This is a genomic window from Vibrio galatheae (assembly GCF_000967545.1).
Lineage (GTDB): Bacteria > Pseudomonadota > Gammaproteobacteria > Enterobacterales > Vibrionaceae > Vibrio > Vibrio galatheae.
Window position 1 is genome coordinate 63,534 of the sequence record NZ_JXXV01000027.1, and the last position, 20,620, is coordinate 84,153.

The 20,620-nt window shown below is 45.9% G+C and carries 17 protein-coding genes; 8 read left to right on the forward strand and 9 right to left on the reverse strand.

Going from position 1 to position 20,620, the window contains the following annotated elements:
• Position 1 precedes the first annotated feature (1 nt).
• From TW81_RS15330 to tldD, 5 genes are read left to right on the forward strand one after another with little or no spacing between them, the layout of a single operon-like run.
• Positions 2–565, forward strand: a complete 564-nt coding sequence (locus TW81_RS15330) for a Maf family protein (protein WP_045956607.1) — start codon at positions 2–4, stop codon at positions 563–565.
• Positions 566–581: 16 nt separating this feature from the next.
• Positions 582–2,051, forward strand: a complete 1,470-nt coding sequence (gene rng / locus TW81_RS15335; RefSeq protein ID WP_045956608.1) for a ribonuclease G — start codon at positions 582–584, stop codon at positions 2,049–2,051.
• Positions 2,052–2,060: 9 nt separating this feature from the next.
• Entirely contained in the window at positions 2,061–5,936 is a 3,876-nt protein-coding gene (locus TW81_RS15340; protein ID WP_045956609.1) for a YhdP family protein, read from the forward strand.
• 12 nt (positions 5,937–5,948) lie between these two features.
• Complete coding sequence (locus TW81_RS15345) at positions 5,949–6,767, forward strand: carbon-nitrogen hydrolase family protein (protein ID WP_045956610.1); 819 nt, start codon at positions 5,949–5,951, stop codon at positions 6,765–6,767.
• 9 nt (positions 6,768–6,776) lie between these two features.
• Entirely contained in the window at positions 6,777–8,222 is a 1,446-nt protein-coding gene (gene tldD / locus TW81_RS15350; protein ID WP_045956611.1) for a metalloprotease TldD, read from the forward strand.
• A gap of 65 nt (positions 8,223–8,287) precedes the next feature.
• On the opposite strand, the gene arcA is transcribed toward tldD, so the two are convergent.
• Entirely contained in the window at positions 8,288–9,508 is a 1,221-nt protein-coding gene (gene arcA / locus TW81_RS15355; RefSeq protein ID WP_045956612.1) for an arginine deiminase, read from the reverse strand.
• A 567-nt stretch (positions 9,509–10,075) separates the two neighbouring features.
• Here arcA and rraB point away from each other — a divergent pair.
• A complete protein-coding gene (rraB, locus tag TW81_RS15360; protein ID WP_045956613.1) occupies positions 10,076–10,489 on the forward strand; it encodes a ribonuclease E inhibitor RraB in 414 nt (137 codons plus the stop codon).
• Positions 10,490–10,656: 167 nt separating this feature from the next.
• On the forward strand, positions 10,657–11,457 hold the full coding sequence (locus tag TW81_RS15365) for a glycosyl hydrolase 2 galactose-binding domain-containing protein (RefSeq protein WP_045956614.1): 801 nt from the start codon (positions 10,657–10,659) through the stop codon (positions 11,455–11,457).
• On the opposite strand, the gene TW81_RS15370 is transcribed toward TW81_RS15365, so the two are convergent.
• The 5 genes from TW81_RS15370 to argR all read right to left on the reverse strand — a co-directional run bounded on the left by TW81_RS15370 (position 11,454) and on the right by argR (position 17,113).
• Positions 11,454–11,846, reverse strand: coding sequence for a DUF2061 domain-containing protein (locus TW81_RS15370; protein WP_045956615.1), 393 nt, complete (start codon positions 11,844–11,846; stop codon positions 11,454–11,456). The two genes, TW81_RS15365 and TW81_RS15370, sit on opposite strands and share 4 nt — an antisense overlap.
• Positions 11,847–11,995: 149 nt before the next feature.
• Entirely contained in the window at positions 11,996–12,436 is a 441-nt protein-coding gene (locus TW81_RS15375) for a universal stress protein (RefSeq protein WP_045956616.1), read from the reverse strand.
• A gap of 105 nt (positions 12,437–12,541) precedes the next feature.
• Entirely contained in the window at positions 12,542–15,121 is a 2,580-nt protein-coding gene (locus TW81_RS15380; protein WP_045956617.1) for a TRAP transporter permease, read from the reverse strand.
• Between the two features lie 221 nt (positions 15,122–15,342).
• Positions 15,343–16,311 carry a TAXI family TRAP transporter solute-binding subunit gene (locus TW81_RS15385; protein WP_045956618.1) on the reverse strand — a complete coding sequence of 323 codons (969 nt, stop codon included), beginning with the start codon at positions 16,309–16,311 and terminating at the stop codon, positions 15,343–15,345.
• Between the two features lie 331 nt (positions 16,312–16,642).
• Positions 16,643–17,113 (reverse strand): transcriptional regulator ArgR, encoded by a 471-nt coding sequence (gene argR, locus TW81_RS15390; protein ID WP_045956619.1) that lies wholly within the window; start codon positions 17,111–17,113, stop codon positions 16,643–16,645.
• A 330-nt stretch (positions 17,114–17,443) separates the two neighbouring features.
• Between argR and mdh the strand changes: the two genes are divergently transcribed.
• Positions 17,444–18,376, forward strand: a complete 933-nt coding sequence (mdh, locus tag TW81_RS15395) for a malate dehydrogenase (protein WP_045956620.1) — start codon at positions 17,444–17,446, stop codon at positions 18,374–18,376.
• A gap of 74 nt (positions 18,377–18,450) precedes the next feature.
• Here mdh and TW81_RS15400 read toward each other — a convergent pair whose 3' ends face one another.
• From TW81_RS15400 to pyrB, 3 genes are all read right to left on the reverse strand, one after another.
• Complete coding sequence (locus tag TW81_RS15400; protein WP_045956621.1) at positions 18,451–18,840, reverse strand: RidA family protein; 390 nt, start codon at positions 18,838–18,840, stop codon at positions 18,451–18,453.
• A gap of 141 nt (positions 18,841–18,981) precedes the next feature.
• Complete coding sequence (gene pyrI / locus TW81_RS15405) at positions 18,982–19,443, reverse strand: aspartate carbamoyltransferase regulatory subunit (protein WP_045956622.1); 462 nt, start codon at positions 19,441–19,443, stop codon at positions 18,982–18,984.
• A 14-nt stretch (positions 19,444–19,457) separates the two neighbouring features.
• Positions 19,458–20,387: an aspartate carbamoyltransferase gene (gene pyrB, locus TW81_RS15410; protein WP_045956623.1), complete on the reverse strand. Its 930-nt coding sequence runs from the start codon at positions 20,385–20,387 to the stop codon at positions 19,458–19,460.
• Between the last annotated feature and the right edge of the window lie 233 nt (positions 20,388–20,620).

The following is a 20,620-nucleotide window of genomic DNA, read 5'->3' on the forward strand; positions in this document are numbered from 1 at the left end:
AATGACCCAACCTTTAATTTTGGCTTCAGGCTCGCCACGACGCAAAGAGCTGTTATCTCAACTTGGTTACACGTTCTCGGTAGTAAAAACGGATGTCGAAGAGTGCCGTCAAACGGGTGAAACTGCACTGCAATATGTTTCTCGCTTGGCAAAAGATAAGGCGATGGCCGCCGTTGTTCAGCAGCCAGCTTCAGTTGTAATTGGTTCGGATACCATAGTCGTATGTGACGAACAGGTATTGGAAAAGCCCGATGATTTAGCGCATGCTAAACAAATGCTATTGGCGCTCTCAGGCAGAGCGCATCAGGTGATGACAGCTGTGACTGTTGCCACACATGAAATTCAAGAAACGGTCGTAGTAACGACAGACGTATGGTTTAAAACCTTGTCAGAGCAAGAAATAGAACAATATTGGCATACGGGTGAACCATGCGATAAGGCTGGTAGTTATGGTATTCAGGGGTTAGGCGGGCGCTTTGTCACTCGAATTGAGGGCAGTTACTCCGCCGTTGTTGGCCTACCACTGTATGAAACCGACCAGCTCTTGCACGAATTCTATCAATAAAATTTGAGGTGCTCTTATGAGTGCAGAGTTGATTATCAACGTGACCCCGAGTGAAACTCGTGTGGCCATGATTGAAGGGGGAACCCTACAAGAGATCCACGTTGAACGTGAAGCAAAGCGTGGCATTGTCGGCAATATTTACAAAGGTAAAGTGAGCCGAGTGTTACCTGGTATGCAAGCGGCGTTTGTTGATATCGGTCTTGAAAAGGCCGCGTTTTTGCATGCATCGGACATTGTTCCCCATACCGAATGTGTTGCTGAAAACGAAAAGCAGCAATTTCAGGTGCGTGATATCTCTGAACTTGTTCGTCAGGGGCAAGATATTGTCGTTCAGGTGGTGAAAGACCCGCTGGGCACTAAAGGTGCACGTCTGACGACAGACATTACCCTGCCGTCTCGCTACCTAGTCTTTATGCCTGGGGCAAGTCATGTCGGTGTATCGCAGCGAATTGAAAGTGAAGAAGAACGCCATCGCCTGAAAAAGGTGGTTGGCGAGTACTGCGATGAAAATGGTGGTTTTATCATTCGCACCGCGGCAGAAGGCGCTGATGAAAAAGAGCTCTCTCAAGATGCGGCTTTCCTTAAACGTTTATGGTCGAAAGTCACCGAGCGTCGCAGCAAATACAAAACTCGTGCAACCTTATACGGGGAGTTGGGGCTTTCTCAGCGCATACTGCGCGATTTTGTTGGCACTGAACTGAATAAAATCTTAGTCGACTCACGAACTGAGTTCGAAAATCTCAAAGAGTTTACGTCTGAATATGTTCCTGAGTTAACAGAGAAATTGGAGCTGTATGAAGGGGATAAACCTATCTTTGATATGTACGATACGGAAAACGAGATTCAGCGCTCTTTAGATCGCAAAGTTGAACTCAAATCCGGTGGTTATCTGATCATTGATCAAACAGAAGCGATGACCACAGTGGATATCAACACAGGGGCATTTGTTGGACGACGTAACTTAGAAGAGACCATCTTTAATACCAATATCGAGGCAACCCAAGCGATTGCTCGTCAACTGAGATTGCGTAATCTGGGTGGCATTATCATCATCGACTTCATTGATATGGCGTCAGATGAGCACCGTGCACGAGTCCTAACATCATTAGCGGCGGCGTTAGACAAAGACAGAGTGAAAACCAACATCAACGGCTTTACTCAACTTGGTCTAGTCGAGATGACACGTAAACGGACCCGTGAAAGTATTGAACATGTCCTCTGTTCTACTTGCCCTACTTGTGAAGGGCGAGGCAGTGTTAAGACAGTTGAGTCGGTGTGCTACGAGATTTTACGTGAAATTACGCGTGTGAATCGCGCTTACGATGCTGATAAGTTTGTCGTGTACGCGTCCCCTGCGGTGGCGGATACCTTACAGGGAGAAGAGTCGCATTCTCTTGCCGAGCTTGAGGTATTTATTGGTAAGGAAGTGAGAATCCAAGCTGAGCCACTCTATATTCAAGAGCAATTTGATGTTGTGATGATGTAAAGGCTGTTTGTGACTTCAATTTCGACTCGGCTTATTCGCTTATTGCTATGGCTAACCGTTACGCTACTGGTCACTCTAGCTATAGCGGTGACAGCTTTGCGTATCGCTTTGCCTCAACTTAACCATTTTCAACCTCAAATTCAGACCTGGATTAACCAAGGTGTTGGGCTTGATTTCGAAGTGGCTGACATTAAAGGATTTTGGCGCAATACGCATCCATCTATCTCGCTGCAAAATGTCAAAGCTAACTTGCCAGAAAGCAGTGGTATTCATTTTTCTGCTGATAAAGTGGAAGTTGAGTTTGATCTTGTTCAGTCATTGATTCAGCAACAGCCAGTAGTTGCCGATCTCAACATCTATCATTTGAATCTAGATATCACCTCGATTGAGTGGATCAAGACCGACAGTGACCAAGCGCCGCAACTGCAGCCCAAAGGCGAACAGCAAGATGTTATGCAGCAACTCGATCAATTGCTGCTTCGTCAACTGGATGGGTTCTCGCTCGCGGAGTCAAAGATCCACTTACTTGGCTTTGATGGCGTCAAACGAGAACTAGATATCAAAAGATTGCAGTGGCAAAACAACGGAACAAAACACGTTGCTGCAGGTGAAGTGAGCTTGGCGCACAGCAATGTCAATTCAGCTCAAGTCAAAGCAAACTTTGTTGATCATGGTTCGCTTAAGACGGTAAGTGGGGAATTTTACCTTTCTGCGCAAAATGTGTTGATTACACCGTGGCTGAGTAAGTTTGTTAAAAGCGAATCTGGGATAGAAAAAGGCCAAGTGAGTTTCAGTAGCTGGTTGACCCTAGAGCGCAGCGAGCCAGTCAATGCTTATCTTGAATTTGATTCCTCAGAACTGAGCTGGAAAGAAGGTCAACAGCACGAACTGTGGTTAGATTCAGGCATTATTGAACTTGAACCTAATGATTCAGGCTGGCAAGTGAATGCTTACTCACTAAATCTGACAACCGATGACATTGAATGGCCAGAGTTGGACATCGCGTTTGACTGGCAACCGAACCAGTGGCGTTTGAATGTCTCACAACTTGATATCAAAGCCATCACTCCGCTTATCAAATTGGCCCCTGACTCAAAGCCAACCACAGATATGCTTACCACCTTATCGTTTGGTGGCTTGGTTGAAGATATACGCGTCTCTATGGGCGAAAGTGTCGACTCCCTCAGCTACTCAGCTCAACTCTCAGGCGCGTCTATGGCACAGTGGCAACTGCTACCAGAGCTGCATCATCTTTCTGCCTCTATCAATGGTCGTTTAGATCAAGCTCAGGCGAAAGTTACTCTTGTTGATGATGTTCTACCCTATGGCGAGGTATTCCAAGCGCCGCTAAAAATTAAGCAAGGCCAAGTCGATATCGTGTGGCAAAACAGTGAGTCTGGCTGGCGCTTGTGGGCTGACAAAGTAACCGCTGCTACACCTGATCTACAAGTTCTGGGTGCATTCCGACTCGATTTTCCCAAAGATCGCAGCCCCTTTTTGTCTTTTTATGCTGAGGCGGATCTCTACAATGCGGCTGAAACATGGCGTTATTTACCCACGCTAGCACTGGGACAGAATCTCACCGATTATCTCAGTAGCGGCATTCAAGGTGGGCATGTCAACACGGCTAAACTGCTTTGGTATGGTGAATTAGGCGATTTTCCTTATCACAACAACGATGGCATGTTTCAAGCGTGGGTTGGTTTAAAACAAGCTAAGTTTAGTTTTGACACCGCTTGGCCGACGATCACCGATCTTCAGCTTGATCTCTTGTTCCAAAATGATGCTATGTATCTAGATTCACGCAGTGCAACATTAAATGATGTTGACGTTACCCGTATCACTGGGCGAATCCCTCGACTCGCTCCGGGGGGCCACATAGAGATCGAAGCGCAGGCCGTGGCGCAAGGTAATGCGGTACGCGATTATATGACCGCTACACCATTGGTGGATTCGGTTGGCGCCGCACTGACGGCTATCCAGGTCGATGGTCAAGTCGAGTCGAGCTTCCAACTTAATATCCCTTTTACTCATGGTAAGCAGGCCAGAGCATGGGGCTATGCTGATCTTAAAAATAATCACGTCACGATTGATGCTCCGCCAATGACGTTGGAGAACGTGTCCGGTCGAGTTGAGTTTGATAACGACGTCGTCAGTGCAGCAGGCCTTTCGGCGGCATTACTCAAGCAGCCTATTGCCATCGATTTTCAAGGTGAAAACATCGCACAAGGCTATGGTGTGGCAATCGATGTAATCGCGGATTGGGACATTGAGCCGCTCGAACCTTATTTAGGTAAGCAGTGGCTTGAGCCTTTAGCTGGTCACGCACCGTGGAACATGGATGTCGATATCCAGCTCAATGATGTTGGCTTTACTTATCAGATCAATACTCAAGCTGATTTGAGATTTATGGCCAGCGATTTTCCAGCTCCTTTGAATAAGGCCAACGGCATTACCGGTAAAGCAAAACTTGAAGCATCAGGAAATCAAGAGAGCATTAGTGCTCGCCTCCAGCTACCGAGCTTAAAGTATCAAGCGGAGATAGATATCCGTTCGAAAAAGCCCGTGTTAACGGATACATATATGGTGCTGGGTAAAGGCAGTTTTAAGATAAGTCCAGTAGCGGGGCATCAAGCTCAGGTTGTCGTTGATGAGCTTGATTTGGATCGTTGGTTTGAGCGATTCTCAACACAAGAAGGGCCATCACAAGCACTCGTTTCTCAGATGAATACCCCAGAAATACCGCTGCCAACGCGAGTCGATCTGAATGCCAAAGAGCTGACATTCGGCAGTATTGATTGGAATGACGTTAACTTTAACGCGCGCAGAAAAGGGTTAGGCTGGGCGATGAGCCTCGACAGCCAAGAAGCGAAGGGTGAAGCGAACTACATAGAGCCGTATGACCTTTCTGTCTCTCTCGAACGCTTACACGTCTATGTTCCAGCTTTCGATGGTACGCTCAAAGACAACAAAGTATTCGAGCCGGAAAATGTTGAAGCGCCATTAATTAGCCAGTTTGAGCGTAACTTTCATGAACAGATACCCAACATAACACTGACTATAAAAGACCTCTGGCTACAAGGTTACAAAGTGGGCAAAGCGCATTTAGATTTGCAGCGTAAAGGAGAAAAACTCGAGTGGCAGAAACTGACGTTTGAAAGTGGTACCAATAAAGTGGATTTGAAAGGCTGGTGGAAGCTCAATGAAAGCGAAAATCACACAAAGTTTGATATTGATATTTCGGGCGAAAACAACAGCGATGTGATGGAACGTTTTGGTATTTCGTCAGGCATTCAAAAAGCGCCGTTTGAAATTACTTCCCAGCTAGAGTGGGATGGCTCACCTTGGACTGCCAGAGTCGATACCTTGAATGGCGAGGTATCAACTAAACTAGGTAAAGGGGTGATATCAGATGTCAGTGGTGCGGCGCGCTTACTGGGTATATTTAGCCTAGACTCGATAATTCGTAAGATGCAGCTCGACTTTAGCGACGTGTTTGATAAAGGCATGGCGTTTAATTCGATTACCGGCACTGGTTCGATACGTAATGGTATTTTCTTGACCAACGACATCAAAATGGATGCCGTTGCTGGTGAAATGAACATTAAAGGTTTGGCGAACCTGAACTCGCGTACTGTTGATGCTGAGGTCAAATTCACGCCTGATATTACCTCGGGGATACCGGTTCTAACCGCGTTTGCTGTCACGCCGCAAACCGCGCTTTATGTTTTAGCCATTACAACGGTTATCTCACCCGTGGTTGAGGTGTTTACTCAGGTCAATTATGAAGTTAAAGGGCCGCTTGATGCCCCTGTGGTCAAAGAACTATCTCGTAGTCGAGGTGAGTTTAAACTGCCAGAGAAACTACGCGAACGGAATCAATAAGGTAGGGTTGTCATGGAAAGAGTAGGGTTGATTCAAATGACCTCGGGGCCGATCCCGAGTGATAATTTAGCTTATATACGTCAACAAGTGGCGATGCTCGCTGAACAAGGCGCAAAGCTGGTCATCACCCCAGAGAATGCTTTGGTGTTCGGTAGTCGCAATGACTACCATCACGTTGCAGAACCTATCGAACAGGGGCCGCTGCAAACCAGTCTAGCTGAGCTTGCTAAAGAACATAATGTTTGGTTGGTGATAGGCAGTATGCCAATTCAACGTGAACAAGGGGTAACGACAACCTCTATGCTGTACTCACCACAAGGTGAGTTGGTTGCTCACTATGACAAATTGCACATGTTTGACGTCGATGTTGCGGACAGTCATAAGCGCTATCGTGAATCTGAAACTTTCCATGCAGGCAGTAAAATCGTTAGCTATCCTACGCCATTCGCCCATATTGGCATGAGTATCTGTTATGATGTTCGCTTTCCAAGTTTATATAGTGAATTGGTTCACCTAGGCGCAAACTTGATCTTGGTTCCAGCCGCGTTTACGGCGGTGACTGGAAAGGCGCATTGGGAAGCGTTGCTTCGCGCACGTGCGATTGAAACTCAGTCTTGGGTGGTCGCTGTGAACCAAGTTGGCACGCACCCATGTGGCCGTGAAACTTGGGGACACTCAATGGTTATCTCTCCGTGGGGAGACATCGTTGCGAGTCTCTCTGATCAAAAAGACAATTTATTGGTCGATATCGACTTAAGCCAAGTAGAAGAATTAAGAGCAGCGATGCCTGTACAGCAGCATGCTCGATTCAGCCATCAGTTACAAAATTAAGAGCAAAGTATGACAATAAATCACGTAGAAGAGGCGTTGCTAAAGCCAGCCGGACTGAGCGAGCAAGATATTGCCGATACACTGGCAAGTATTGCGACTCGCCAAATTGATTATGCGGATATCTACTTTCAGTCTAGTTGGCACGAGTCTCTGGTATTGGAAGATAGCATCATTAAAGATGGTTCTTTCAATATTGATTGCGGTGTAGGAGTTCGGGCCGTTACGGGTGAAAAAACCGGCTTTGCCTATTCAGACCAAATTCAGCTCGACGGTTTGACTCAAAGTGCTACGGCGGCGCGTGGTATTGCTCAGCAAGGACAAAACGGTAAAGTTCAGGCCTTTAAACGCAGCGACAACCAAAGTTACTACGGAGCAGTGAACCCTCTCGAGAGTTGGCAGAAAGAACAAAAAACTCAGCTGCTTAAAGAACTAGACGCCTACATTCGAACTAAAGAGCCGCTGATTAAAGAAGTGTCAGTGAGCTTAAGCGGTGTCCATGAACAAATCTTAGTTGCCGCGACGGATGGCACTTATGCCGGAGATGTTCGTCCACTGGTTCGTTTGTCCATCAGCGTGTTGGCTCAAAAAGGTGATCGCCGTGAGCGTGGAAGCTCTGGTGGCGGTGGTCGATTTGGTTATGATTTTTTCCTCTCCGATGACGAAGGTTCAAAAGTTGCTTATCACTATGCTGATGAAGCCATTCGTATGGCATTGGTCAACCTTGAAGCTGACGCTGCACCTGCTGGTATGATGCCTGTTGTGCTGGGCTCTGGTTGGCCTGGTGTCTTGCTACATGAAGCGGTTGGTCATGGTCTTGAGGGTGACTTTAACCGTAAAGAGTCGTCAGTCTTTAGTGGTAAGCTAGGGCAGAAAGTGACTTCAGAGCTGTGTACGATTGTCGATGATGGAACATTGAAAGATTTACGTGGCTCATTAAACGTAGATGATGAAGGGGTGAATGGTCAATACAACACCTTAATCGAAAATGGCGTACTTAAAGGTTACATGCAAGATAAGCTCAATGCGCGCTTAATGGGTGTCAATCCGACCGGCAATGGTCGCCGTGAATCTTATGCGCATCTGCCTATGCCGCGTATGACAAACACCTATATGCTGCCAGGCCAGCATACGCCGGATGAGATCATCTCTACCGTTAAGAAAGGCTTGTATGCCCCTAATTTCGGTGGCGGTCAAGTCGATATCACGTCGGGCAAGTTTGTCTTTTCAGCGTCAGAAGCTTACTTGATTGAAGATGGTAAAATTACCCGCCCAGTCAAAGGTGCGACTTTAATTGGGTCTGGTATTGAAGCGATGCAGCAAGTTTCGATGGTTGGTAATGATCTAAGTATCGACCGTGGTGTTGGTGTGTGTGGCAAAGCGGGTCAAAGCGTCCCTGTTGGCGTTGGCCAGCCGACATTGAAGTTAGACTCAATTACTGTCGGTGGTACAGAGTAGTTCTTAAGCCCGAGTTCCTAGAGTGATATTTTCTAGGAACTCGGGGGCTTTTAATCGTAATTTAGTTATATCCCATCACGTTCAATCGGGCAGCTCATACAACGAGCCCCACCACGCCCTCGGCCGAGTTCATTGCCTGGAATCGTCAGAACTTGAATACCGGCTTTGTCATACTTCTCATTGGTATACACATTACGTTCATAACCGATAACAACGCCTGGCTTCACGGTTAGTACGTTATTGGCATCGTTCCATTGTTCACGTTCTGCTTCGTAGCTATCACCGCCTGTGGTGATAATTTTTAGGTAGTCAATCCCAAGCGCTTCTTCAATAGCATGGATAAAGCTTGGTACTTTTTCAACCTTCATTTCACCGTCGTCTTTCGGTGTTAGACGCCAAGTATTGAGATCTTTGCGCATGATCTCTGGGTAGACAGAGAAGGTATCGATATCCATATGTGTCATGACGGTATCTAAGTGCATGCATGAACGGTGTTTTGGTAGTTCAATAGCAATGACTTGTTTCGCTTGACTATGTTTAAACAGGCTGGCTGCTAGGTTCTCTACACCTTGTGCAGTAGTACGCTCAGACATACCAATCAGTACCGCACCTTTACCGATAACTAGTACGTCGCCGCCCTCAATATTGGCATTATCGTAGTGGAGATCTTCGTCACCAAAGTACTTAATGAAGTCCTGACCAGCAAACACGGGATGCCAGCGATAAATGGCGCGTAAATGATTCGTTTCGCGTTGACGGGCTGGTTTCATCATTGGGTTAAGTGACACACCACCATATACCCAGCATGAAGTATCTCGGGTAAATAAGTGGTTCGGCAGTGGTTCGATAACAAAATCTAACGGACGGTGCATGCTTGGTAGCATAGAAGAAGACGGAATCGGCAGCTCAGAATACGCCAATCCACCTAGTAGAACCGTCGCTAGGTGTTCGTTATCCATCTCTGACAGATAACTGCGCAGATCTCTTGCAAACGTAGGACCGTAGCGGAAATCTGAAATTTGGGTGTTCAGTAGCCATGTTTTGGCTTCATCAACAGCAAGTGTTTCAACAAGCAGGTTATGAAGTAGCAACACTTCCACATCTTGACTGCGTAGTGTTTCGGCAAACTTATCATGTTCTTCGCCCGCTGCTTCTACGGCCAAAACGTCGTCAAAAAGTAGTTCGTGGCAATTTGACGGGGTGAGGTGGGTGAGTGCGCGCTCAGGACGGTTTAACAATACTCTTCTTAGTTGACCAACTTCTGAGCCTACGTACAACTTACTCATTTTGTATCCTTACTATCTAATCCGGAGCGTATTTATGACAAGTTTGTTATAAAGATGCAAGTCCAATAAATGGTTTGTAAAACTGCAAAATTAATTATATTTAATATTAAATTCTGTCTATTTTCATTATTTTGGACTTTAAATCCATTTAAAGTTGGGAGGGAGAGCTGAGTAAAGATGCTTTACTATGCGTTTAGTATAAAGTGCTAGAATTGCTCGGTTTGAATAACAAAAAAGCATAGCTATGCACAAACACGCGAAATCACCTTGCATTGTTATGTTTTTATGCACTGTTCCACATGCTCAGTCTATGCAGTGGAGGAAGATAAAAAGTCAGTTCTTTGCTTGCGCTACTTCTAGGTGGAAATAGAAAGAAAATGCTGAATACACACAATGATAAAAAATTGTTAATTTAGCAGTGTGTGAGATGGATCTTGTTTGATCTAAGGGAGTGTAGCGAAGAAAGATCTTGATCTAATGTCATTCCGGGTAGAAATTTATCCGGATCCATGCGATATTTCGTCGCGGTAAACTATGATCAACTTGTCACTATCTGGAGCACGACATATGTCTCATGAAGATGAATATCTATCTGTTGAAGAATTAATTGAAATTCAAAAAGAAGATACTCGCGAAATCATTCAAGCCTTATTAGAAGATGGTAGTGATCCAGATGCTCTGTATGAAATCGAACACCACTTGTTTGCTGAAGACTTCAACACGCTAGAAAAAGCGGTGGTCGAAGCGTTTAAGATGGGTTTCGAAGTGCTAGAAGCAGAAGAGACAGAAGACGAAGATGGCAATAAGCTGCTCTGCTGTGATGCGACGATGGAGTCGGCACTTAACCCAGAGGCGATCGATGCTCAGGTAGAGAAGCTCGTTCATCTGGCTGAAAAATACGACATCATTTACGACGGTTGGGGTACTTACTACGAAGGTGAAGATGCACTTTACCCAGAAGAGGACGATGACGAAGAGTAATCTTTCTCTCCTATCTTTCAAATACCAGCTTTAAGGCTGGTATTTTTGTATTCAGCACACCGCTGCGTAGCTCAGTTAGCTCTTCTACACCTTTATCCGCTTCTATCTTTTCTTAGTCAGTTAGCATTATAATCAGATGATGTTGATCTAGAACAAGATTTAGATATATGGAACTTCCCCTTGCAGGACTTTGGCAAGTTTCTCCTTTGACCGATTTATCTATTCCTCAGGATGATATTACCTTTCCCGGCCCTCTAAGCCAGATACTGCCCGAATCCTTATCTGAGTCTGAAATAGCCCAGCAAGAATGGCACTTAATGCACGACATTGAGGTGGATGAGGCCATGTTGGCTTTTCCTGCGGTAGATTTGATTATCGGTGGGATTGATTACCACGCAGAGATCCGTATTAATGGCGTCGCTGCGTTTGATTGTGATCGGTCTCAAGCGGAATATAAAAAGGACATTCGCCCCTTTCTGCAAAAAGGAAGAAATCGCTTCGAGATACTGTTTTTGCTCGAAGATGACGATTGGCTATTAGACGATGCGCAAGACCAAGAGTTGTGCCAATTGGGGGCGGAGTATCATAAGCACGATGAGCGTCTCGGAATTTGGCAAGTGCCTCGCTTGCTGTTTATTCGCAATGTGCGGTTGGAACATGTGGTAACAGAGCAGATCTGGCACCACGGAGGTGGGTGTGAGTTTCTTGTTGATCTTCATTACACCACTTACGCTCCAGGGTTAGTTTCAGCATCGGTCAAGTTTAATGGCATGATCTATCAATTACCGATCGACGTGCGCGATCATCACGCGAGTGCTTTGTTTCAGATCGAAGCTCCGATCTATGCAGATAAGAGTAACCCTGAGCCTGATGAACTTTACCAGCTTGAAGTGAATCTGGATGGTCAAAGCCAACGATTCCACATTGGTTTAAGCAAAGAGAGTAGCGTTACTCACTACCCCGTTTAAGCGTGAAGGCCACCCCAATGCTCTCCTTGGCCCTGCTTACTTTGCCATACTTTTTCATGGAAGTAGTAGGCAATGGTGTTAATTGTCGGTTCGATAGTTGCCATAATACCGCCAACAAATGCGTCGCCAGTCATTAAGTACACTACGCTAAACGCAACACTAAAGTGTACAACAGCAAAGCTGGTTGTTTTGATTTTCGCAGAGCGTGATAGACGGTTGAGTAGGCGGCTTTTTGCCCATACCTGCTCATGAAAGTAAAAAGCAACAGTGTTGACTGACGGTTCAATCATAGCAATTAGGCTGCCAATCAGAATATCACCAGTCAGTAGATAAGCGACGGTGAACGCGATGGTAAAGTGTATCGTTGCGAATGTGATGGTCTTTTTCATCTTGATAACCCTTGTAGTCTCTTGCTATGTGGTTATTATTGATAATTATTCGCATTAATTGAAATGGCTTGTTTCGATTAAATTGATAGTTTTTACCAATCAAAAAGGCGCTCGTTGGAGAGCGCCTTGTCAGTTCTTAGCGGTTGGAATTAGGCGCCTTGCGGTTTGACAACCAGTACATTGATTGGAGAATTTTGTACTACTTTACTTGCCACAGAGCCTAACACCACTTTATCAAGCTTAGATCGTTTGTGGCTTGGCATAACGATAAGATCAGCGCCAAGTCGTTCGGCAAAATCCAAAATAGTAGAGTAAGGCTTGCCTTCTGCAACATGGACTTTATAAATCACGTCTTCTGCAATGTGCTTCACGGCAAACTCTTTCAGTTGATTTTCAACGTCTGCCTTCATCTTCATGGCTGCATCTTTCGGGAAGTAGGTTGCAACCATAGACATATGAATACCCGGCAGAACATTCAGCAGATGCACCTGCGCGTTTGAATGCTTAGCGTGCCAAACGGCTAACTCGACCGCTTTATCAGAAAAGCCTTTGTCATTGAGGTCGACAGGAACAAGAATTTGTTTATACATGATGGTATCTCTTTTTATTCTCTCCCACGGCGGTGTTAAACGCAGTGGGGGAGTTATGCATCCGTAGTTAAGTGTAGCCCCGCCACGTGAGCAGGGCTGCCTAGATTACGCGCTCAACCGTTCCTTTCGAGCTCGTCTTGTTTGGTTAAATCCAAGCCCTATCAAAATGAGTAGGGCAGGGACAAACACCCACTCTTTCATTGGTCGGTCTGCATCGACGACCACCGAACGAATTTCCCAGTCAAAGTCGATACCAACAGATTCTGCTGGGCTGCCAAACTCGACCATATCAACCACCATACGACCATCACTATTCGTGAGCATTAGACCCATTGAAGAGATGCGTTCGTCTGCGGTTGTTGCTTCATCAGCAAAAGGTAGGCGAACTGTTTTTGATAGAAGATCACCTTCAAGGTTTTCCCCCGCAACAAGCAGTTCAAGCTCTTCTCCGACGCTGAGTTTCTCGGTGATCTCAGCGATGTCAGTTCCAGGGTAGAGGACTTTCGCCGGATAGATTTGATCCCACCAAAAACCTGGACGGAAGAAAGTAAAGGTCAAAGCAAGTAGCAGAACGGTTTCCCACCATTTATTTTTGGTAAACCACCATCCTTGAGTTGCTGCAGAGAATATCAGCATTGCGATGATCGAAGATATGATCGTGAGCAATAAATGCCACCAAGTATCGATACCCATCAATAATAATTGGGTATTAAAGATGAACATAAATGGCAAGATTGCAGTTCGAATATCGTAGGTAAAGCCTTGAATACCCGTCCTTATTGGATCCGACTTAGCAATAGCGGCAGCAGCAAAGGCGGCTAAGCCAACCGGAGGCGTGTCGTCAGCAAGGATACCGAAGTAGAACACAAATAGGTGGACTGCGATCAGAGGAATGATCAGGCCACTTTGTGCACCTAGGGTGACGATCACTGGAGCCATCAATGTCGAAACAACAATGTAGTTAGCCGTCGTCGGAAGACCCATGCCTAAGATCAAACTGATCACAGCCGTAAACAGCAACATAAGAATAATGTTACCGCCAGAGATGAACTCGACAAAGTCAGTCATCACTAGACCGATACCCGTTAATGTCACGACACCAACAACCGTACCTGCTGCTGCGGTTGCCACACCGATGCCGATCATGTTACGTGCGCCAGAAACAAGACTTTCGAGTAGATCAATAAATCCTGCCTTGGTCTGCTCCGTGATGGATCCTTGCTGAGTCATAATTGCCATCAAAGGGCGTTGGGTGATCAGAATAAAGATCATGAAAACGGTGGCCCAAAATGCAGATAAGCCAGGAGAGAAACGTTCGACAGTCAGACACCACACGAGTACAACGATAGGCAGTAGGTAGTGTAGACCCGATTTAATGGTTGGCCCTGGATCTGGTACTTCCGTCAACTCTTCATCAATCTCAATTGCGCCTTCTTTAGAGTAGCGGGCAGAAATTTTCACTAGGCCGACATAAGAGAGCAACAATGCCACAGTTACAATTGGTGTCGCTGCCTCACCAAACACGTCTTTGGTCCAGCCGACACCATAGTAGACAATGGCGCTGACGACGCACAAACCAAGAATGGTGCCAGTAAATGAGAGTAAGCTTGCTAGCAGAGTTGGAGTGTGACGGCGAGGAAGGCCCGTCATACCAGCTTTACAAGCTTCTAAGTGGACGATGTAAATTAGCGCGATGTATGAAATCAGTGCTGGCAAGATCGCCGCTCTGATCACTTCGACATAAGAAATGCCCACATACTCAACCATTAAGAAGGCCGCAGCACCCATGATTGGCGGCGTAAGCTGGCCGTTGGTTGACGCTGCAACTTCTACCGCGCCTGCTTTAGTGCCCGGAAAGCCCACTCGTTTCATGAGTGGAATGGTAAAGGTACCCGTGGTGACGACGTTTGCAATCGATGAGCCTGAAACAAGACCAGATAAACCTGAGGCCACCACCGCTGCTTTTGCTGGGCCGCCTCGCATATGACCAAGCAAAGAGAAGGCGACTTTAATAAAGTAAGCACCTGCGCCAGCGCGTTCTAGCATCGCACCAAATAGCACGAAAAGAAACACGAACGACGTTGATACCCCCAGTGCGACACCAAATACCCCTTCGGTTGTTAACCACAGATGGGACATGGCTTTGTTTAGGCTGGCTCCTTTATGCGCGATAACATCGGGCATGTATGGGCCACCAAAGGTATAGAGCAAGAAAACGGCTGCCACAACCATCAGCGGTGGACCTAAAGCGCGGCGCGTTGCTTCAAGCAGCAATAGCATACCTGTGACTGCGACGACAATATCGAGAGTCGTGGGTGCGCCAGATCGGCCAGCTAACTCAGTATAGAAAAGATAAATATAAGCGGCGGAGAAACTGCCAGCGAGAGCCAGTAGCCAATCGACAGCCGGAATGCGGTCTCGTGGCGAATTCTTCATCGCCGGATAAGCAGTGAATGCGAGAAATACGGCGAACATCAAGTGAATGGAGCGCGCTTCAGTGTCATTAAGTACGCCAAAATTGAATATAAACGGCAGTGGAGAAGCGTACCAAAGTTGGAACAATGACCAACATAGCGGCACAAACCATAAGATGCGACCTGAAAGCCCTGAAGGGGCACGCGCACCAGTATCGGATTGAGCCACCATTTCTTGCACATCTTGAGACGGTGTGGTTGTCTTCGACATGTACTTATTCCTTATTATAAATGGTCCGTATATATCTTTATAAGAACCTTTATTTAACATCTTTCAGTCTAGTGAAAAGATGAAATATTGCTCAGTTGTCTGGTTTTTTTAGGTGTAAAACGAGGACGAGTTTCAATGATGTGAAACTCAAATTTGAGTGCGGTGTGACTGACCGCGACGACTATGTACCAAGGGGGCGTTGGCCCCCTTGGTAAAGAGGGTTACTTAAGTAGACCAATCTCTTTGTAGTACTTCTCTGCACCTGGGTGTAGAGGGATAGAAAGACCAGCTTTTACCATGTCTTCTTTCTTCAAGTTTGCAAACGCTGGGTGCAAACGCTTGAAGGTGTCAAAGTTTTCGAATACAGATTTCGCTACGTTGTAAGCTACATCGTCAGAAACGTTGCTTGTCGTTACCATAGTTGCCGCAACACCAAAGCTGTTGACATCTTTGTCGGTACCGCGGTACATACCGGCAGGTACTGTGCTGTACGCATAGTATGGGTTGTCAGCAACGATCTTGTCGATCTGAGCACCAGTTGCAGAAACCAGTTTCGCGTCACATGAAGTTGTCGCTTCTTTGATTGATCCATTTGGATGGCCCACTACGTAAACAAATGCGTCAATCTTGTTGTCACACAGTGCTTGTGAACGCTCAGAACCTTTCAACTCAGACGCCAGTTTGAAGTCGTCGTTGGTCCAACCCATCGCTTCCATAACCACACCCATAGTCGCGCGGTCACCAGAACCTGGGTTACCAATGTTGACACGCTTACCTTTTAGGTCAGAAACGTTTTCAATACCAGCGTCGCTGCGCGCGATGATGTTGAACGGTTCTGTGTGTAGCGAGAACATAGCACGTAGTTCTTTATACGGGCCTTGTTCAGCAAACTTACTAGTACCGTTGTAACCGTGGTACTGCCAGTCTGACTGAACGATACCGAAGTCGAGCTCACCCGCACGGATAGTGTTGACGTTGTAGATCGAACCACCAGTAGATTCTACTGAACAACGAATATTGTGTTCTTTACGGCCTTTGTTCACGAGCTTACAGATTGCGCCGCCTGTTGGGTAGTAAACACCAGTAACAGAGCCTGTACCAATAGTAATAAACTCTTGAGCGTTAACTGCACCAGCGCCCATTACTGCAGCTGCAATCGCACCAACTTTAATAAGTTTGTTCAATGCCATGAATTTCCCTTCCTTATTCACTATTACCCCTAAGCAAGTGTAGTCGCTTTGGGCGTTTCCTATTGATGGAAACGGCATCTTTTTCAATCCGTATGTTGAAAAAGTGGCTGAATAATAGCAAAAAATTGGCACATAATTACATGGATGTTAAAAATTATAGATAAAATGCCTAAGCTTTATTCTATTTTTTTAGCGAGGTTTGATTAATTAAGTTTAAATTAATCAATCAGTTAATGACTGTTGTTAACTAAAGTATGATTTTTTTAAGATGTGATCGCAGTCACGCCGTGAATTTGACGGCGTGATTTCTATTTGGAAAGGTTATAAACCGTTAACCTGCGTACTCAAACAGGTCACACACGGAATCAAACAGTTGTTCTGTCGTAATCGACTGAGTGGGAGTAATAAAGATGGTATCGTCGCCAGCGACCACACCAAGAATCCCTTCCGCTTTGCCAAGGGAATCAAGCAAACGAGCAATAAGCTGTGCAGCCCCTGGGCCTGTGTGAATCACGACCAAAGCATTGTTATGATCAATGTCCAGCACCAGTTCGCGCAGTGAACTGGACACCGTTGGCACGCCAAGCTCTGCTGGAAGACAGTAAACCATCTCCATTTTGGCGTTACGCGTACGTACCGCGCCGAACTTAGTCAGCATACGCGATACTTTCGATTGGTTGATGTTCTCAAACCCTTCGTTTTTAAGTGCCTCGACAATGTCGCCTTGTGAGCCAAAACGCTCTTCTTTTAGTAGAGCTTTAAAAGCACGAACGAGGTTATCTTGTTTTTCAGAATGGCGCATAGTTCTGTTCTATCTTGTTTTCGCTATGAGTAATTGCATATTCTCGCATAGCTATGCAAATTGTCCTAATGCAAAGCCCGATTTCTGTCTACTCTATCACTGTAAACTTGGCAAAAATGATTGACAGGAATCACGCTTAAACCTTTGTCCTTAAAGGTTCAGAGCATGGTAAGTGCGGTGAAGATTCAGTGTGTTTTTTTCGCATTGCGCAAGGTCGCAAAGCTGGCGTTAATTGATTGTAATCAGGTTGTGATTACTATAGGTTGACGTGGTTGATTATCAATCGCTCTACAAAACATATATAAGAGAATCATCTCAAGGAGAACTACGATGAAAGTAGCCGTTATTGGTGCCGCTGGTGGCATCGGTCAAGCCCTAGCTCTACTACTTAAAAACCGTCTTCCTGCTGGCTCTGATCTAGCACTGTATGATATCGCCCCTGTTACTCCGGGCGTTGCTGCTGATCTAAGCCATATCCCGACGCCTGTTTCAATTAAAGGCTACGCGGGTGAAGATCCAACTCCTGCGCTAGAAGGTGCGGATGTGGTTCTTGTTTCTGCAGGTGTTGCGCGTAAACCAGGTATGGATCGTGCGGATCTGTTCAACGTTAACGCGGGTATTGTTAAGTCTCTTGCTCAACGTATTGCTGATGTATGTCCGAAAGCACTAGTAGGTATTATCACTAACCCAGTCAACACAACAGTGCCAATCGCTGCGGAAGTTCTCAAGCAAGCTGGTGTTTACGACAAGCGTCGCCTATTCGGTGTAACAACACTCGACGTCATTCGTTCTGAAACCTTTGTTGCTGATCTTAAAGATAAAGATCCAGGCGAAGTTCGTGTACCTGTTATTGGTGGCCACTCTGGTGTAACGATTCTACCGCTACTTTCTCAAGTTGAAGGTGTTGAGTTCACTGACGAAGAAGTTGCTGCGCTAACCAAACGTATCCAAAACGCGGGTACTGAAGTGGTTGAAGCGAAAGCGGGTGGCGGTAGCGCAACACTTTCTATGGGTCAAGCAGCTTGCCGATTCGGTCTGGCTCTTGTGAAAGCCCTACAAGGTGAAGAAGTAATTGAGTACGCTTACGTTGAAGGCGATGGCGAACATGCACCTTTCTTCGCTCAACCAGTAAAACTTGGTAAAGATGGCGTCGAAGAAGTACTGAGCTACGGTGAACTAAGCGATTTCGAGAAATCTGCTCTAGACGGCATGCTTGAAACGCTTAACGGTGATATCCAAACGGGTGTTGAATTCGTTAAGTAATCAAGCCGAAGATGAATAATGAAAAGCCGACATTGATGTCGGCTTTTTGATTTTAGCAATACAGCGAAACGCGATTATTTACGTACCGCAATGGCTTCGATTTCAATGCCAACATCTTTTGGTAGACGAGCTACTTCAACACATGAACGCGCTGGGTAGTTCGCTACGTTGTGCTCATCAAAGAACTTACCGTACACTTCGTTTACTGTGCCGAAGTCGTTAAGATCTTTAACGAAAACCGTCATTTTAACGATGTCTGTTACTGATAGGCCAGAGGCTTCTACAACGGCTTTTACGTTGTCTAGAGATTGACGCGCTTGCTCTGCGATATCTGTCGATACTTCACCAGTAGCTGGGTTCACTGGGATTTGGCCTGAAGTCAGTACCATGTTGCCTAAGTCAACACCTTGTACGTATGGGCCAATGGCTGCTGGAGCGGATTCTGTGTGAAGTACTTTAGTCATTATTATCTTCCATCTGTTAGAGAGTGTACGGATTTGAGGGAACTCAGTGTGCCGTGAAATAGCGGATGGGTAAAGAAAAAATCCTTGCCCACTACGAGCAAGGATTGTTTATTTTCACCGTTAGATCACTTAAAGCCGAGCCTAACGTTCAGTCACGATTTCACGTGAGAAGACTTTCTCACAGTATTTACATTTCAAACGAATATCGTTTTTCTTTTCGAATACTTTAAAGCTGCTTTCTACCGGCTCACCGTGGGTAATACAGTTCGTATTTGGGCACTCGAACACGTTATTGACCTGCTCTGGAAGTTCAAGTGGCAGCTTTTTCACCACTTGGTAGTCTTCTATCTGGTTTACCGTCGCATGCGGTGCGTACAGGGCCAATTTACTTGCTTGTTCTTCGCTGATAAATACGTTTTCAATCTTTAGCAGATCTTTATGACCCAGTGCCGACGATGGCAGATTAAGGCCGATCGTGACACGCTGCTGAGATTTATGCATTGAGAACAGTTTAAGTACTTTAATGCCGATCTGTGCAGGAATATGGTCGATAACGGTACCGTTTTTAATTGCTTCAACCTGCAATTGAGTTTCTTTAGCCATGATGTTCTCCTCGATTACAGTGTTTCATTTAAGACAAGAGCAAGTAACGCTTGGCGTGCATAGACGCCGTTTTCTGCTTGCTCAAAGTAGTAAGCGTATGGGGTTTTATCGACATCGACGGTAATTTCATCAACGCGTGGTAGCGGGTGAAGTACTTTTAGGTTTTCACGCGCTCCTTCTAATAGCGAAGCGGTTAGGATGTAAGCCGATTTAATATGGGCGTATTCAGATTCGTCAAAACGCTCTTTTTGAACGCGAGTCATGTACAGAATATCCAGTTCAGGAATGACGCTTTCCATATCGGTATGCAGGCTGTACTCAATGCCTGATTCGTCCAACTCTTCACAAATGTAATCAGGCATCGCCAGTGCGTCAGGTGCGATAAAAAAGAAGCGGATATTGTTGAACTTGGCCAGTGCTTGTGTCAGAGAGTGGACGGTACGACCATATTTTAGGTCCCCGACAAAGGCGACATTGAGGTTATCAAGACGGCCTTGAGTTTCTGCAATTGAGAATAGGTCAAGTAGCGTTTGCGTTGGATGCTGGTTTGCGCCGTCACCACCGTTGATAACTGGCACACCATTAGAAAACTCAGAGGCTAATCGCGCCGCGCCCTCTTGTGGGTGACGCATTACGAAGGCATCGACATAGGATGAGATAACCTGAACTGAATCAGCGAGCGTCTCACCTTTTTTCGCTAGTGACGTGTTACCACCGTTATCGAAGCCAATGACATCTCCGCCGATACGCTGTATTGCGGTCTCGAAAGATAAGCGGGTACGGGTTGATGGCTCGAAAAAGCAGCTCGCGACGACCTTGTTTTTGATCAACTCAGGTTGAGGATCCGCTTTTAATTCTCCCGCTGTTTTGACAATCAATTCCAGCTCTGTACGAGAAAGCTCAGGAATCGAGATAATATGCTTGTTGTAAAGCGTGTTTGTCATAATCATCTTCCCAGTCATGAATTTTAGGCACAAAAAAGCCCCCCATTACGGGAGGCTTCAGAAATCGGTGGAAATAGAAAAAAACAACGCTGGTAAGCACGTTGGCTTACCCAGTGTAATACGCTTTTTAGAGCACGAATTACGTGGCATTGTTTTACTATCTCCCGACAAATTGCCGAGCATTATACGCTTTAGATTGACTAACGCAAGCGATTACATCGAGGCTTTTGCTG

Bases quoted from the DNA above. Each gene is read 5' to 3' on its own strand.
- TW81_RS15380 (WP_045956617.1), bottom strand. From the start codon at position 15,121: ATGTCGAAGACAACCACACCGTCTCAAGATGTGCAAGAAATGGTGGCT.
- TW81_RS15330 (WP_045956607.1), top strand. From the start codon at position 2: ATGACCCAACCTTTAATTTTGGCTTCAGGCTCGCCACGACGCAAAGAG.
- arcA (WP_045956612.1), bottom strand. From the start codon at position 9,508: ATGAGTAAGTTGTACGTAGGCTCAGAAGTTGGTCAACTAAGAAGAGTA.
- TW81_RS15370 (WP_045956615.1), bottom strand. From the start codon at position 11,846: ATGAAAAAGACCATCACATTCGCAACGATACACTTTACCATCGCGTTC.
- tldD (WP_045956611.1), top strand. From the start codon at position 6,777: ATGACAATAAATCACGTAGAAGAGGCGTTGCTAAAGCCAGCCGGACTG.
- TW81_RS15345 (WP_045956610.1), top strand. From the start codon at position 5,949: ATGGAAAGAGTAGGGTTGATTCAAATGACCTCGGGGCCGATCCCGAGT.
- mdh (WP_045956620.1), top strand. From the start codon at position 17,444: ATGAAAGTAGCCGTTATTGGTGCCGCTGGTGGCATCGGTCAAGCCCTA.
- TW81_RS15385 (WP_045956618.1), bottom strand. From the start codon at position 16,311: ATGGCATTGAACAAACTTATTAAAGTTGGTGCGATTGCAGCTGCAGTA.
- TW81_RS15365 (WP_045956614.1), top strand. From the start codon at position 10,657: ATGGAACTTCCCCTTGCAGGACTTTGGCAAGTTTCTCCTTTGACCGAT.
- TW81_RS15375 (WP_045956616.1), bottom strand. From the start codon at position 12,436: ATGTATAAACAAATTCTTGTTCCTGTCGACCTCAATGACAAAGGCTTT.
- pyrB (WP_045956623.1), bottom strand. From the start codon at position 20,387: ATGACAAACACGCTTTACAACAAGCATATTATCTCGATTCCTGAGCTT.
- argR (WP_045956619.1), bottom strand. From the start codon at position 17,113: ATGCGCCATTCTGAAAAACAAGATAACCTCGTTCGTGCTTTTAAAGCT.
- rng (WP_045956608.1), top strand. From the start codon at position 582: ATGAGTGCAGAGTTGATTATCAACGTGACCCCGAGTGAAACTCGTGTG.
- TW81_RS15400 (WP_045956621.1), bottom strand. From the start codon at position 18,840: ATGACTAAAGTACTTCACACAGAATCCGCTCCAGCAGCCATTGGCCCA.
- pyrI (WP_045956622.1), bottom strand. From the start codon at position 19,443: ATGGCTAAAGAAACTCAATTGCAGGTTGAAGCAATTAAAAACGGTACC.
- rraB (WP_045956613.1), top strand. From the start codon at position 10,076: ATGTCTCATGAAGATGAATATCTATCTGTTGAAGAATTAATTGAAATT.